The organism is Saccharothrix variisporea (assembly GCF_003634995.1).
Lineage (GTDB): Bacteria > Actinomycetota > Actinomycetes > Mycobacteriales > Pseudonocardiaceae > Actinosynnema > Actinosynnema variisporeum.
Genome location: NZ_RBXR01000001.1, coordinates 6,144,641 through 6,158,703 on the forward strand (window position 1 = coordinate 6,144,641; position 14,063 = coordinate 6,158,703).

The 14,063-nt window shown below is 72.6% G+C and carries 15 protein-coding genes; 10 read left to right on the plus strand and 5 right to left on the minus strand.

What is annotated here, in order from left to right; all coding sequences use genetic code 11:
• Nucleotides 1-11: 11 nt before the first annotated feature.
• Nucleotides 12-1,286: an ATP-binding protein gene (locus DFJ66_RS28015; protein WP_121225361.1), complete on the minus strand. Its 1,275-nt coding sequence runs from the start codon at nt 1,284-1,286 to the stop codon at nt 12-14.
• Entirely contained in the window at nt 1,286-1,957 is a 672-nt protein-coding gene (locus tag DFJ66_RS28020) for a response regulator transcription factor (RefSeq protein WP_211351350.1), read from the minus strand. The genes DFJ66_RS28015 and DFJ66_RS28020 overlap by 1 nt, the downstream gene beginning before the upstream one ends.
• A gap of 134 nt (nt 1,958-2,091) precedes the next feature.
• Here DFJ66_RS28020 and hisN point away from each other — a divergent pair, with 134 nt between their 5' ends.
• Entirely contained in the window at nt 2,092-2,856 is a 765-nt protein-coding gene (gene hisN, locus DFJ66_RS28025; protein ID WP_121225363.1) for a histidinol-phosphatase, read from the plus strand.
• Between the two features lie 3 nt (nt 2,857-2,859).
• On the opposite strand, the gene DFJ66_RS28030 is transcribed toward hisN, so the two are convergent.
• From DFJ66_RS28030 to DFJ66_RS28040, 3 genes are read right to left on the minus strand one after another with little or no spacing between them, the layout of a single operon-like run.
• Nucleotides 2,860-3,408, minus strand: coding sequence for a GtrA family protein (locus DFJ66_RS28030; protein WP_121225366.1), 549 nt, complete (start codon nt 3,406-3,408; stop codon nt 2,860-2,862).
• A 56-nt stretch (nt 3,409-3,464) separates the two neighbouring features.
• A complete protein-coding gene (locus tag DFJ66_RS28035; RefSeq protein ID WP_246030256.1) occupies nt 3,465-3,983 on the minus strand; it encodes a GtrA family protein in 519 nt (172 codons plus the stop codon).
• A gap of 36 nt (nt 3,984-4,019) precedes the next feature.
• Complete coding sequence (locus DFJ66_RS28040) at nt 4,020-6,314, minus strand: sigma-70 family RNA polymerase sigma factor (RefSeq protein WP_121225368.1); 2,295 nt, start codon at nt 6,312-6,314, stop codon at nt 4,020-4,022.
• A gap of 251 nt (nt 6,315-6,565) precedes the next feature.
• Here DFJ66_RS28040 and DFJ66_RS28045 point away from each other — a divergent pair, with 251 nt between their 5' ends.
• From DFJ66_RS28045 to DFJ66_RS28085, 9 genes are all read left to right on the plus strand, one after another.
• Nucleotides 6,566-7,291 carry a GGDEF domain-containing protein gene (locus DFJ66_RS28045; protein ID WP_246029929.1) on the plus strand — a complete coding sequence of 242 codons (726 nt, stop codon included), beginning with the start codon at nt 6,566-6,568 and terminating at the stop codon, nt 7,289-7,291.
• Between the two features lie 199 nt (nt 7,292-7,490).
• Nucleotides 7,491-7,880 carry a GntR family transcriptional regulator gene (locus DFJ66_RS28050; protein ID WP_121225372.1) on the plus strand — a complete coding sequence of 130 codons (390 nt, stop codon included), beginning with the start codon at nt 7,491-7,493 and terminating at the stop codon, nt 7,878-7,880.
• On the plus strand, nt 7,877-8,755 hold the full coding sequence (locus DFJ66_RS28055; protein WP_121225374.1) for an ATP-binding cassette domain-containing protein: 879 nt from the start codon (nt 7,877-7,879) through the stop codon (nt 8,753-8,755). The genes DFJ66_RS28050 and DFJ66_RS28055 overlap by 4 nt, the downstream gene beginning before the upstream one ends.
• On the plus strand, nt 8,752-9,738 hold the full coding sequence (locus DFJ66_RS28060; protein WP_121225376.1) for an ABC transporter permease: 987 nt from the start codon (nt 8,752-8,754) through the stop codon (nt 9,736-9,738). Before DFJ66_RS28055 ends, DFJ66_RS28060 begins: the two co-directional genes overlap by 4 nt.
• A gap of 145 nt (nt 9,739-9,883) precedes the next feature.
• Complete coding sequence (locus tag DFJ66_RS28065) at nt 9,884-11,086, plus strand: 5-(carboxyamino)imidazole ribonucleotide synthase (protein WP_121225378.1); 1,203 nt, start codon at nt 9,884-9,886, stop codon at nt 11,084-11,086.
• Between the two features lie 17 nt (nt 11,087-11,103).
• Entirely contained in the window at nt 11,104-11,571 is a 468-nt protein-coding gene (gene purE / locus DFJ66_RS28070) for a 5-(carboxyamino)imidazole ribonucleotide mutase (RefSeq protein WP_121231846.1), read from the plus strand.
• A gap of 75 nt (nt 11,572-11,646) precedes the next feature.
• Nucleotides 11,647-12,810 (plus strand): acyl-CoA dehydrogenase, encoded by a 1,164-nt coding sequence (locus DFJ66_RS28075; RefSeq protein ID WP_121225380.1) that lies wholly within the window; start codon nt 11,647-11,649, stop codon nt 12,808-12,810.
• A gap of 88 nt (nt 12,811-12,898) precedes the next feature.
• Nucleotides 12,899-13,447, plus strand: a complete 549-nt coding sequence (locus DFJ66_RS28080; RefSeq protein WP_121231849.1) for a dihydrofolate reductase family protein — start codon at nt 12,899-12,901, stop codon at nt 13,445-13,447.
• 175 nt (nt 13,448-13,622) lie between these two features.
• The gene (locus tag DFJ66_RS28085) at nt 13,623-14,033 is read left to right on the plus strand and encodes a DoxX family protein (RefSeq protein WP_121225382.1); all 411 of its coding nucleotides are present in this window, start codon (nt 13,623-13,625) and stop codon (nt 14,031-14,033) included.
• Nucleotides 14,034-14,063 lie beyond the last annotated feature (30 nt).

Below are 14,063 nucleotides of genomic sequence, written 5' to 3' on the forward strand. Positions count from 1 at the left end.
CGAGGCCCCCGCTACCGAGGGGTGAGGTCGGAGCGCCAGGTCACGCCCACCACGTCGTCGGCCTTGGGCACCGGCAGGTAGACGGCGAAGGTCGCCGGCCGGGCGGTGGACAGTTCGAGCCGCCCGCCGTCCGCGTCCACCAGCGCCCGCGCCAGTGCCAGGCCCACCCCGGTCGACCCGCCGCCCGACACCCCGCGCTCGAAGATGTGCCCGGCCAGCTCGTCGGGCACGCCGGCCCCGCCGTCGGCGACCTCGACGACCACGGTCTGGTCGTCCTGGCGCGCCGACACCACCACCTGGCCCTCGCCGTGCCGCAGGGCGTTGTCCAGCAGCACCCCGATGGCCTCCCGCAACCGCGCCGGCGTGGCCCGCGCCAGCAACCCCTCCGGCACCCGCACCCGCAGCGCACGACCGCCGCCCCGCAACGGTTCCCGCCACTCCTCGGCGATCGCGGTCAGCTCGGAGCGCAGGTCCAGCGGTTCCGCGCCCACCGCCCGCGCCGCCCGCGCCGCCGCCAGCAGCTCGTTGAGCACCTCCGCCAACCGCTCGGCCTGCTCCAACGCGGCCCGCGCCTCCAGCGCCGTCTCGGCCTCCGGGTGCTCCGCCAAGGCCTCCAACCGCAGCTGCAACGCCGTCAGCCGGCTGCGCAGCTGGTGCGAGACGTCACCGACCAGCTCCCGCTCCCGCTGCACCAGCAACGCCAACGCGCCGGCGGACCGGTCCAGCGCCTCGGCCACCAGGTCCAGCTCCTCGACCCCGTGCCGCCGGTCGTCCCGCCGGAAGTCACCCGCGCCCAGCCGGGCCGCGCGCACCGCCACGTGCCGCAGCGGGGCGGCCAGCCTGCGCGCGGTCACCGTCGCGACCACGGTCCCCGTGCCCACCGACAGCACCACCAGCAGCACGACCAGCGCCGCGACCTGGTACTGGGACGTGTGCATCGGCCCCGACGGCACCTCCAGCCGCACGGTCCCCTGCTGCGCGATCGGCACCTCGACCGTCAACGGGTCGTCACCCGGCGCGGGACCCAGCTCCTTGCGCCCGCCCGACGACGTCACCACCAGGTGCCCGCCCTCCGGCACACCCACCTCGACCGGCGCGAGGTCGATCGGCCGTCCGGTCGCGATCTGGTCGTCGATGAGCGCGGCGATCCGCTGCGCCCGCACCGACAGGTCGCCGCGCGCCCCGTCCTCGACCAGCCGCAGCGCGGTGTAGCCGAGGGGGATGCCGAGCGCGAACCCGGTGACGGCGACGGCGAGCAGGATGGCCCGCAGGATGCGGCTGCGCATCAGTCCGCGGTGTTGAACCGGAACCCGACACCGCGCACGGTCGCGATGCGGCGTTCGACGGACCGCACGTCCCCGAGCTTCCGGCGCAGCCACGACATGTGCATGTCGAGCGTCTTGCTGCTCTTGAGCTCCGGGTCGTTCCAGACCTCGGACAGGATCTCGTCCCGGTGCACGACCTGCCCGGCCCGCTGGATGAGCACGCGCAGCAGCTCGAACTCCTTGTTCGCCAACTGCACCTCCTGCCCGTCCACGGTGACCCGGCGGGCGGCGAGGTCCATGCGCACCCCGTTGACCTCGAGCGTCCCGGGCGCGCGCCGGCGGAGGAGGGCCCGGATGCGGGCCATCAGCTCGGCGAGCCGGAACGGCTTGGCCACGTAGTCGTCCGCGCCGGCGTCGAGCCCGACCACGAAGTCCACCTCGTCGGACCGCGCGGTGAGCATGAGGACGGGCACCCCGCGCCCACCGGCCCGCAGCCGGCGGCACACCTCCAGGCCGTCCATGCCGGGCAACCCGAGGTCGAGCACCAACAGGTCGACGCCACCCAGCGCGGTGGCCTCCAACGCCCCCGGCCCGTCCCCGACGACCTGCACCTGGTACCCCTCGCGCTGCAGAGCCCGGGACAGGGGCTCCGCGATCGCCGGGTCGTCCTCAGCCAACAAGACCACGCTCACACACCCAGCGTAGGCCCGACCGATCCCGCCCCGGCCCACCCGCCGGCTCGGGTGCTCCGCGGGCGGCGGTGACTCCTGTCCGGGTGTCCCGGGGTTGTGATCGGTCGCGGTGCCGGGCGTGGCACGATCGGGCCGTGTCCACCGATCTCGCGCTCGCCCTGCGCCTGGCCGACGCGGCCGACGCGATCACCACCGCCCGGTTCCGCGCCCGTGACCTCGTGGTCGAGCGCAAGCCCGACCGGACGCCCGTCACCGACGCCGACGTTGCCGTGGAGGACGCCATCAGGGCTCTGCTCGCCGACACCGGTGACGAGGTGGCGGGCGAGGAGCGCGGCGGCGAGGTCGGCAGCGGGCGGACCTGGGTGGTGGACCCGATCGACGGCACCAAGAACTTCCTGCGCGGGGTCCCCGTGTGGGCCACCCTCATCGCCTTGGTGGTCGACGGGACGCCCCGGGTCGGCGTGGTCAGCGCACCCGCCCTGGGCCGCAGGTGGTGGGCTGCCGATGGGCTCGGCGCGCACACGCGGGACGCCGCGGGCGAGCGGAAGATCAGCGTTTCCGGCGTCAAGGACCTGTCCGACGCCTACCTGTCCACCACGCACCTCGGCTCGTGGGTGGAGCACCACTCCCGCGAGGCGTACCTGCGGCTGGTGGACGCGTGCTGGGAGAACCGGGCGTTCGGCGACTTCTGGCAGCACTGCCTGGTCGCCGAAGGGGCCATCGACATCGCCGCCGAGGCGATCGTGAACCCGTGGGACGTGGCCCCGTTCCAGGTGCTGGTGCGCGAGGCCGGCGGGCGGTTCAGCGACCTCTCCGGCGTGGACCGGTTCGACGGCGGGAACGTGCTGTCCACCAACGGGCACCTGCACGACGCCGCGCTGGAGCTCCTCCGGGGCTGAAGCTCAGGAGTGGCCCAGGGCCTCTTCGTCCTCGGGCGAGTCGTAGGAGCGCTTCGCCCGCGGCCGGTAGTCGGCCTCCGGGAACACCCACTTCTTGTAGCTGTACCAGCGGAACGCCATCGCGAGCACCGTGCCGAGGATCTGGGCGCTGGCGAAGTCGGCGATCTCCTCCACGAGCCTGCTCACGTGGGGTTCCTGGAGGTGCAGCAGGTACCGGGACACCCACAGCGGCACCGAGTTGATCGCGATCGCCAGGCCGTTGACCAGGAAGAACAGCGCCGCCTCGTGGTGGCGTTCGCGTCCGCCCCTGGTCCGGAACGACCACTCGCGGTTGAGGACGTACGACACGATCGTGGCGACCAGGGTGGCGACGATCTTCGCGGTCACCGGTTTCTCGGTGAGCACGGTCGTCTTCAGCCCCAGGAAGATCGCCGTGTCGATGACGAAGCACGTGCCGCCGACCAGGGCGAACTTCAGCAGCTCACGGTGCCGCAGCGCGATCTTGCGCAGCGGCTCGGGCAGGCGGCGGACGACGCTTTCGACTACGGACACTCCAGGCAGTGTACGGAGACCGGGTGAAAGCGCTGTTCAAGCCGCTGCGGGAGTGGTCAGGCCACCTCGCGCTCGTCGTCGTTGACCACGCGGAGGGGGCGCACGTCGGGCCGCGCGCCGGCTTCCGGGAAGACGACCTTGCGCATCGCCCAGAACTTGAACGCCGTCGCGGCGAGCATGCCGATCACCGAGCCGCTGATGAAGTCGGCGACCTGGCTGTGCAGGTCGAACACGTGCCGCGACACGTACAGCGGCGCGAGGTTCACCGCGATGCCCAGGCCGCTGACGATGAAGAAGAGCGCGGCCTCGTGGTGGCGCTCCCGGCCGCCCCGGGTGTGGAAGGACCACTCGCGGCTGAGCACGTAGGAGGAGATCACCGCCACCAGCACGGCGATCGCCTTGGCCGTGACCACCTTGTCCTGCAGGACGGTCAGCTTCAGGGCGTACCAGATGCCGTTGTCGATGACGAAGGTCGTACCGCCGACGACGGCGAATCTGATCAGCTCACGGTGCTTGTTGATCAGGAAGCGGACCGGTTCCGGAAGACGGCTGAAGGCCCTGCGCACGAGTGGCAGCACCGGGGCAGCCTACCCACGGCCGTCCCGAACCGATCACGAAGGGGTCCGGCAGAGATCCGGTAGCAGGTCGCGCAGCAGCCCCGGGGGCACCCACGGCTGGCACGGCGGGTCGGTGCGGCCCGGTGGTTCCTGGCGGCTCGGCGGCGGCGTCGAGGGGTCGGTCGTCCTCGGCGGCTCGGTGGTCACGGGCGGCTCGGTGGTCGTGGGATCCGCCGGGAGGGGCAGGGGCAGCAGCGGGGTCGTCGGGTCCGGCCTGGGCGCGGTCGGGTCAGTGGCGCGCGGCGGCGTGGTCGGGTCGGTGGTGCGCGGCGGCACGGTCGGCTGCGGCGCGACGACCGGCGGCTCCGGGCCGATCACGGGCGGCTCGGGCACGTCGCCCTCGCCCTCGCCGGGGTTCAGCCCGACCGGGACGACGATCGTCTCCGACGCGCTGCCCAGGGTGGCGGTCACGGTGACGTTCCCGCCCCGGTACGGCAGGCCGAACGCCCACACCGACAGCCGGAACGACTCGCCGCGCTCGAGCGGCTGCTCGCAGGTGACCCGGTGGTCGCTCTGCTCGCAGTCCGCGCGCATGGCCACGACGTGCACGTTCTCGTCCGACTCGACGACCAGGTGCAGGGTGCGCGGGCGGCCGCCGGTGTTGGTGGCGCGGATGTCGATGCGCGGGTCCCAGTACCCGTGGTGCCACTTGTGCACGGCCAGGTCGAGGTCGTCGTCGGCGGGTTGGACGGCCACGTCGACCCGGACGTCCACGGACAGCGCGCTGCCCGCGCTGATCGTGCCGGTGATCACGGCCGTGGGGCCCTCGTAGTCGTGGTCGACCTTGAGCCGGAACACGAACGTGGCCGACCCGCCGGGCGCGATGCCGCGTTCGGTGGCGCAGGAGATCTCGCCGCGGCCCGCCGGGCAGCCCACGGTCTGGTCGGGCGCGCCGTCGAGCTGCACCAGCCGCTGCCCGGCGAAGGAGTTGCCGGGGCCGACCGCCTGCACGCCCGGGGGCAGCAGGAGCGCGGCGGTGGCCGGGTCGGACGTGGTCTCGCCGGTGTTGCGGACGGTGATCGGCAGCGCGACCGGCGGCTCGTCGGGCCGCAGGGTGAACCCGCTGGGCACGGTCGGCACGAGGGTGGGCGGCGTCGGCTGGGGCTGCGGCTCGGGTTCCGGCTGCGGCTGGGGCTGGGGCTGCGGCTGCGGTTCCGGCTGCGGCGCGGGCGACGGTGGTGTGGTCGTCGGCTCTGGGGTCGGCTGCTCGGTCGTCGGCGTCGGGCTCGGCTCCTCGGACGACGAGGGCGGCGGCACCTGGGCCGGCGGCGGTGGCTGCCGGACCGGCTGGCTGGTGGCCGGCGGCGGCACGACCTGGGCGGCCGGCACCTGCTGCTCGCCGCCCGAGGACAGGCCGATCACCACGGCGACCGCGAGCGCGGCGACCGACGCGGCCGTGCCGAGCATCTGCCGGGGCGCGGACGACGCCGCCGTCGCGGCCCCACCGGCACCGGCGCCCACCGCCACCACGGTCGCGGCCTTGGCGGTGGTCGCCGTCGCCGCCAGGTAGCCCGCCGCGCCCACGCCCAGCACCAGCGGCGCCACGAACGCGCGCAGGGCCCCGTTGACGTCGGCCAGCTCGGCGGCCAGCGCGCGGCAGTCCGCGCACTCGTCCAGGTGCGCCTCGACCTGCGTGGTCTCCCGCTTGGACAGGCCGCCGCGGGTCCACGCGCCGAGGCGGTCGACGGTGGCGCGGCAGCGCTCGGCGGTCGTCTCCGCCAGGTGCACCTGGAGGTAGGCCTGGCGCAGCCCTTCCCTCGCCCGGTAGGCCAGCGCGGACACGCCGTTCGCGGTCAACCCCAGGATGGGTGCGACGTCGGCGGGCGACTGGCCCTCGATCTCGGTGTGCCACAGCACGGTCTGCCACCGCTCGGGCAGCCGGGCGAACGCCTTCGCCGCCAGCGAGCGCTCCAACCCGGCGACGGCGGTGTCCCGGAACGGCACGGCGGTCTGCTCGGGCGCGACCTCGGACACGTCCTCGGCCAGGTCGAGCTTCTTGTCCCGCCGGGTCTTGTCGTAGGCGGTGTGCCGCAGCGCGGTGAGCAGGTAGGCGCGGAACGCCGAGTCCGGCCCGCGGCCCGCGCGCAGCGTGTCGAGCACCTTGGCGAAGGCGTCGGAGACCAGGTCGTCGGCCTCGGCGGACGAGCGGGTGAGCTGGCGGGCCAGGTTGTAGGCCGCGCTCACGTGGCGCTCGTAGAGCTGCCCGTAGGCGTCGATCGCCCCGCCGCGCACGGAGTCGATCAGCTCCGCGTCGCTCGGTCCCTGGACTTCGGCAGGAACGGTCGCCACGTGTGTTTCCCTCCTCGCGCGCCCAGTGTGACCTACCGCAGCGACGCCAGTCACGTCGAACCCCCCAACTGGGGACCCCTTCTGCCGTCATGGATGAGGCGCGGCGACGTCCCGTACTCGAATCCCCAGGTCGAGGAGGCATCCGGGTGGGTGTGCGGGAAGCAGCCAAGGGCGGCGCGGATCGGCGTTCCGACGCGCGGCGTACCGGCGAACAGGCGCGTGCCCTGAGATCCAGGTGGCGCACGGCGACGATGGCGGCGGGGTGGGCCTACCCGGCCGACTGGCCGTTGGCCGAGGTGGACGAGGTGTGCGAGGTCGTGTCGAGCTCGGCCGACCCCGGTGCCGCGCTGTACCGGCTGGGCAGTGCCCGGGCGGAGGCGGGCGCCGGCCTGGCGGAGACGCTGCTGGACCTGGCCGCGCTGCACGCGGTGCTGTCCGAGCCGCCGGGGTCCACCGGCATCGTGTCGCCCAACGTGGACGCCATCCCGGCGCGGATGCTCCGGGCCACGGCGCTGGGCTGGGGCGACGTGATGTCGCGGCAGGCGGCGAACTGCGCGGCGGACAACCCGCTGACCGGCCTCGCGACCGGCGCGTACCTGCGGACCCGGCTGCGCGAGGTGTACGCGGAGAACCGGGCTTCGGGCCGCGACGACTACGTGCTGGCGCTGGTGCGGTTGGACCTGAGCCGGACGTCGGGCTGGTCGCGGGTGGTGGCGATGACGCTGCTGGCCGACGCGCTGCGCGAGGTGTTCGACTCGGGGGAGACGATCGCGTCCATCGGGCCGTCCGTGGCGGCGGTGCTGCTCAAGCGCGACGAACGCCTGCACCGGGCGCTGCTGAACCTGCGCATCCTGACGGCGGACCGCCTGTCGGTGGACCCGCACGTGGCCCCGACCGGCCCGGCGAAGGTCTGGCTGGAACCCCTCCCGCCGACCTACGAGGCCGCCTCCGACCTGCTCACCACCCTGGGCCGCTGAAGCCCCGGGCGCTGCGAGCCCCTGTCCAGCGCCCGCCCTGAAATCTCCCCTCCCCCCAGCCAGGCCCGTGCCGCTCGCCCCTCGGCGGCACGGGCCTGGCGCTTGTTCGGCTCCTCCCCGCCGGGCGTCCGCGTTGACAGCCGAGAGGTGTTCTGGTCTTCTAGTGTCTTAGTTGAGTAGAACACTTGGGAGGCGGAGGGTGGAGTTCCGCATCGACCGGACCAGTGGTCTTCCCGCCTACCTGCAGCTCGTGCGGCAGGTGCGGGAGGCGCTGCGGTTGGGGTGGCTCGTGCCGGGGGACCGGCTGCCGACCGTCCGCGACGTCGTCGCGAGCAGCGGGGTGAACGCGAACACCGTGCTCAAGGCCTACCGGGAGTTGGAGCTGTCCGGCCTGGTCGAGGCACGCCAGGGGTCGGGCACGTTCGTCAAGGCGGCGCTCGGGTCGGGCGACCCGGAGGTGATGGCCGCGCTCCGGGCGCGGTTCGCCGAGTGGGTGCACGCGGCGCGGGAGGCCGGTTTGGACACCGAGGACATCGACGCGCTGGTGCGCAGCGTCCTCATCGAGGGGGAAGGAGAGGCGGTCGCATGACGACCGTGGTCGAGTCTGCCGACTCAGGCACCACCGCGCTCGCGGTGCGCGCGCAGGACCTGGGCAAGCGGTACCGCGCGAAGTGGGCGTTGCGCGAGTGCTCGTTCGAGCTGCCCGTGGGGCGGGTCGCGGCGCTGGTCGGCGCGAACGGCGCGGGCAAGACGACGCTGATGAGCGTGCTCGCCGGGCTGCTCAAGCCGGACGAGGGCAGCGCCGGCGTGTCCGGCCGGGTCGCGTTCGTGTCGCAGGAGAAGCCGGTCTACAAGCACTTCACCGCCGCCGACATGCTGCGGCTGGGCGCGCACCTCAACACCGTGTGGGACCAGGGCCGCGCCGAGCGGTGGCTGGAGCGGTTCGAGATCCCGCTGGGCAAGGCGTGCGGGAAGCTGTCCGGCGGTCAGCAGGCGCAGGTGGCGTTCGCGCTGGCCATCGGCTCGCGGCCGACCGTGCTCATGCTCGACGAGCCGCTGGCCAACCTCGACCCGCTGGCCCGCCGCGAGGTCACCGCCGAGCTGCTGGCGGAGGTCGAGGAGACCGGCATGACCGTCCTGCTGTCCACGCACGTCGTGGCCGAGCTGGGCGGCGTCGCCGACTACCTGCTGCTGCTGGCCCACGGCCGGCTGCTCGCGGGCGGCGACCTGGACGAGCTGCTCGCGCGGCACGCCCTCTACGCGGGGCCGAAGTCCGACGTGCCGCCCGCCCTGGGCACGGTGGTCGAGGCGCGGCACCGCGGCAACCAGTCGACCTTCCTGGTCGAACTGCCCGCGGACCAGCCCCGCCCGGCGGTGGCGGGCCAGTGGACCGAGCGCCCGGTGACGTTGGAGGACTACGTGCTCGCGCAGCTCGCGGCCACCCGGAAGGGGATCGACGCATGACGGCGGTGGCGGTGCCCGTGCAGCGGCGGGACAAGGTGGGCTGGGGCGACCTGCTGTGGCTGACCTGGCGGCAGCACCGCTGGATGGTCGGCACGGTCGCGGTGGTCCTCGGCGTGGGCGCGGTGGTGTGCCTGGTGCTCGCCGCCGTGATCGACGCCACGGGCACCACGGAGATCTTCGGCAAGATCGGCGTCTTCGGCTTGGCGCAGCTGGCGGCGCTGGTGCCGCTGGGCGTCGGGGCGGTCGTCGCGGTGTTCTGGGCCGCGCCGCTGGTGTCGCGGGAGTACGAGCTCAAGACGTCGGTCGTGGTGTGGAGCCAGGACCTGACCCCCGCCCGGTGGGTGCTGGGCAAGATCGTGCTGCTCGGGGTGCCCGCGATCGGCCTGGCGGCCGGGTTCGGCGCGGCGGTGCGGCAGTTGATGGCCGTCATGAACCAGCTGCGACCGCTGGACTACCGGCCGTTCCGCCCGTTCGAGCCGCTGACCTTCGAGGCCGCGCCACTGGTGCAGGTCGGGTACGCCGCGTTCGGGTTCGCGCTGGGGTTGGCGCTGAGCGCGCTCACCCGGCGGACGCTGGTCGCGATGGCGTTGACGCTCGGCGGGTACATCGTGGCGCGGGGGCTCGTGCTGGCCTTGTGGCGGCCGTACTACCAGACGCCCCTGCGCGAGGTGTGGCCCTACAAGATCAACGGCAGCCGGCCGGGGTTCGCGAGCAACGACAACCGGATGTACGTCGACAGTGGCTACCTCGACGCGGCGGGCAACGAAGTCCCGTTCCCGACCGTGTGCGCCCGGACGGCCCGCAACGGGGACGATTTCCAGCAGTGCATGGCGGACCACGGGATCGTGAACAACTTCAGCGACTACCAGCCGGTCGACCGGGTGGTGGCCTTCCAGGTGACCGAGTTCTTCGTGTTCGCAGTGCCGGCGGTGGCGCTGCTGGTCTTCGCCTACTACTGGGTCAAGCGCTCGCACCGGATCTGAGGTGCTCGCAGACGGCGGTCCCGCACGCATCGGGGGTGTGCGGGACCTCCGTGTTTGTGCGCGAGACCGCGACGGACCGACTACCAGGCGGTCTTGCCGCCGCGACGCCAGTCGCGGCGATCGAGCACAGTAGACTCCCCGTACCGTGGACTCCCGAACTCGTCTCCCCGTTGTCGGCATGATCGGCGGCGGCCAGCTCGCGCGCATGACCCACCAGGCGGCCATCCCGCTCGGGCAGTCGTTGCGGGTCCTCGCCGTGTCGGACACCGACCCGGCCGCGCTGGTCGCCCGGGACGTCGAGCTGGGCAAGCACACCGACCTGGACGCGCTGCGGGCGTTCGCCAAGTCGTGCGACGTGCTGACCTTCGACCACGAGCACGTGCCGCAGGAGCACCTGCGCGCCCTGGTCGCGGACGGCGCCAAGGTCCACCCCGGTCCGGACGCCCTCCAGCACGCCCAGGACAAGCTCGTCATGCGCGAGCGGCTGGGCGCCCTGGGGCTGCCGGTGCCGCCGTTCCGCGAGGTCACCGACGCCGCCGACGTGCTGAAGTTCGGCGCGGAGCACGGGTGGCCGTGCGTGCTGAAGGCGCAGCGCGGCGGGTACGACGGTCGGGGCGTGTGGATGTTGAACACCCCGCAGAGCGCGCAGCGCGTGGTCCCCGAGCTGCTGGCCGCCGGGACGCCGCTGATGGTGGAGCAGTGCGTGCCGATGCGCCGGGAGCTGGCGGCGCTGGTCGCGCGGTCCCCGTTCGGGCAGGGCGCGGCGTGGCCGCTGGTGCAGACGGTGCAGCAGGACGGCATCTGCGTCGAGGTCCTCGCCCCCGCGCCGGACGCCGGTGACCTGGGCGAACAGGCGCAGGAACTGGCGCTGAGGATCGCCTCGGAGCTGGGCGTCGTCGGGCTGCTCGCGGTCGAGCTGTTCGAGACCGCCGACGGCCTGGTGATCAACGAGCTGGCCATGCGCCCCCACAACTCCGGCCACTGGACCATCGAGGGCGCGCGGACGTCCCAGTTCGAGCAGCACCTGCGAGCCGTCCTGGACTACCCGCTGGGCGCGACGGACCTGGTCGCCCCGGCGGTGGTGATGGCCAACGTGCTCGGCGCCGCCGACGCCCCGGAGATGGGTCCGGACGAGCGGCTGCACCACCTGTTCGCGCGCTACCCCGACGCCCACGTGCACCTGTACGGCAAGGCCGAGCGGCCCGGCCGCAAGATCGGGCACGTGACGGTGCTCGGGGACCGGATGGAGCACGTGCGGGAGCGGGCGCGGCTCGCGGCGCACTGGCTGTCGCACGGGGTTTGGCTGGACGGGTACGACATCCACGGTGACGAGGGAGAACAGCGGTGACGTCGGTCGGTGTGATCATGGGCAGCGACTCGGACTGGCCGGTGATGAAGGCCGCCGCCGAGGCGCTGGCGGAGTTCGACGTCGCCCACGAGGTCAGCGTGGTGTCCGCCCACCGCACGCCGCAGCGCATGATCGACTACGCGCGCTCGGCCGCGTCCCGGGGCTTGAAGGTGATCATCGCCGGGGCCGGCGGGGCTGCCCACCTGCCGGGGATGGTCGCTTCGGCGACGGTGCTGCCGGTGATCGGCGTGCCGGTGCCGTTGAAGTACCTGGACGGCATGGACTCGCTCCTGTCGATCGTCCAGATGCCGGCGGGCGTGCCGGTGGCGACCGTGTCCGTGGGCGGGGCGCGCAACGCGGGCCTGCTGGCGGTCCGGATGTTGGCCGCGTCGGACGTTGCGCTGCAGGAGCGGATGGCCGAGTTCCAGACGTCCCTCGAACGGCTGGTCCTGGAGAAGGACGAGGCCCTGCGGGCGTCCCTGTAGTACACGGCACAGCGGATATTCCTGTGAACGCGCGCTAACATCTCCGTAGGTCCTGCTACTCGGAGGTAACTAGACGTGGACGCGAGCTTCGGCACCTACCAGCTGGCCGAGGAGCACGAGGCGCTGCGGGAAGCGGTCCGGGCACTCGCCGACAAGGAGATCGCGCCCTACGCGGCCGACGTCGACGAGCAGGAGCGCTTTCCCGTCGAGGCGCTGAACGCGCTGGTCAAGTCGGGTTTCGCGGCGGTCCACGTGCCCGAGGCGTACGACGGGCAAGGGGCCGACTCGGTGGCGACGTGCATCGTCATCGAGGAGGTCGCGCGGGTGTGCGCGTCGTCGTCGCTCATCCCGGCGGTGAACAAGCTGGGCACCATGCCGATCCTGCTGTCCGCGTCCGAGGAGCTGAAGCAGCAGGTCCTGCCGTCGATCGCGGCCGGCGAGGCGATGGCGTCCTACGCGCTGTCCGAGCGCGAGGCGGGCTCCGACACGGCCTCCATGCGCACCCGCGCCCGGCTCGACGGCGACCACTGGGTGCTCAACGGCACCAAGTGCTGGATCACCAACGCGGGCGAGTCCACCTGGTACACGGTGATGGCCGTGACCGACCCGGACGCCCCGAAGAAGTCGCAGGGCATCTCGGCGTTCGTGGTGCACAAGGACGACCCCGGCTTCGTCGTGGGCTCCAAGGAGCGCAAGCTCGGCATCAAGGGCTCGCCGACCCGCGAGATCCACTTCGAGAACTGCACCATCCCGGCGGACCGCATCATCGGCGAGCCCGGCACCGGCCTGAAGACGGCGCTGAAGACCCTCGACCACACCCGTCCGACCATCGGCGCGCAGGCGGTGGGCATCGCGCAGGGCGCCCTGGAGGCGGCCATCGCGTACGTCAAGGACCGCAAGCAGTTCGGCAAATCGATCTCGGAGTTCCAGGGCGTCCAGTTCATGCTGGCCGACATGGCGATGAAGATCGAAGCGGCCCGCCACATGGTCTACGTGGCGGCGGCCAAGGCCGAGCGCGGCGAGCCGAACATCGGCTTCATCACGGCGGCGGCGAAGTGCTTCGCATCGGACGTGGCCATGGAGGTCACGACGGACGCGGTCCAGCTCTTCGGCGGCGCCGGCTACACCCGCGACTTCCCGGTGGAGCGCATGATGCGCGACGCGAAGATCACCCAGATCTACGAGGGCACGAACCAGATCCAGCGGGTCGTGATGTCCCGCGCCCTGCTCAACGGCTGATCGTTCGCGCTGAACGCCCCCGCTTGCTCACGGGCAACGGGGGCGTTTGTGCGCTGTGGGTGTCGGTGTCGGCGCGTACGGTGCGCGCATGGCGAACGTCGTGTTCACGATGGCGGTGTCGGCGGACGGGTTCTTCGAGGGGCCTGACCGGGAGATCGGTTGGCACCGGGTCGACGAGGAGTTGCACCAGCACTTCAACGACTGGTTGGGGCAGGTCGACGGGTTCATCCACGGCCGCCGCACCTACGAGCTGATGGCCGCCTACTGGCCCACCGCCGACACCGACCCCGGCGCCTCGCCCGTCGAGAAGCAGTTCGCCGGGATCTGGCGGGACATGCCGAAGATCGTCTACTCGCGGACCCTGGCCGAGGTCGGCTGGGGCTCGACGCTTCGGCGCGAAGTGGTGCCCGAGGAGGTCCGGGCGGCGGAAGGGACGTTCACCATCGGCGGGGCCGAGCTGGCCGACGAGTTCATCCGGCACGGGCTCATCACCGAGTACCGGGTGTACGTGCACCCCGTGGCCATCGGTGCCGGCCGACCCATGTTCCGGCGGCCGGTGGACCTCGAACTGCTCGACACGCAGAGGTTCGGCAACGGGGTCGTGATGCTGCGTTACGCCCCCGGCGACGCCAAGTAGGCCTCGAAGCGATCGTGGGCCGGACGTCATGCCGGCGGCCATCGCGGTCGCGCCGCCGCTGTGTGCCGCCGAACCGCTTGCTCCTGTCGAGTCGCTGTCGACCTGGCCGAGGTTGTTGAAACTTCATATAACGTCGAGCGCGACCAGGCACCGCCAGAGGAAGGGTTCACCAGCGATGGTTCGTGTGAGCGACGTGACGGCTCTGCTCGGCAGGATCGGTGTGGGCGCGGTGTTCGTCGCGCACGGGTGGCAGAAGTTCACCGAGTGGGGCCTGAGCGGCACCGCGCAGGCGTTCGAGGGGCTGGGCGTGCCGCTGCCGACGGTGTCCGCCTGGTTCGCCGCGCTGGTCGAACTCGTCGGCGGAGCCCTGCTCATCGCCGGCGCGGCACTGCCCGTGGTGGGCGTCCTGCTGTTGGTGGACATGCTGGGCGCGCTGTTCATCGTCCACCTGCCCAACGGAATGCTGGGGCAGGGTGGCTACGAACTGGTGCTCGTGCTGGGCGTCGCGGCCCTGGCCCTCGGCTTCAACGGCGGCGCGCTCACGGTCGACCGCGTGGTGCGGAGGAAGGCAACGGCGAACGCCTAGGTAGTGCTCTGCAGGTCTCCGTCGTGGAGA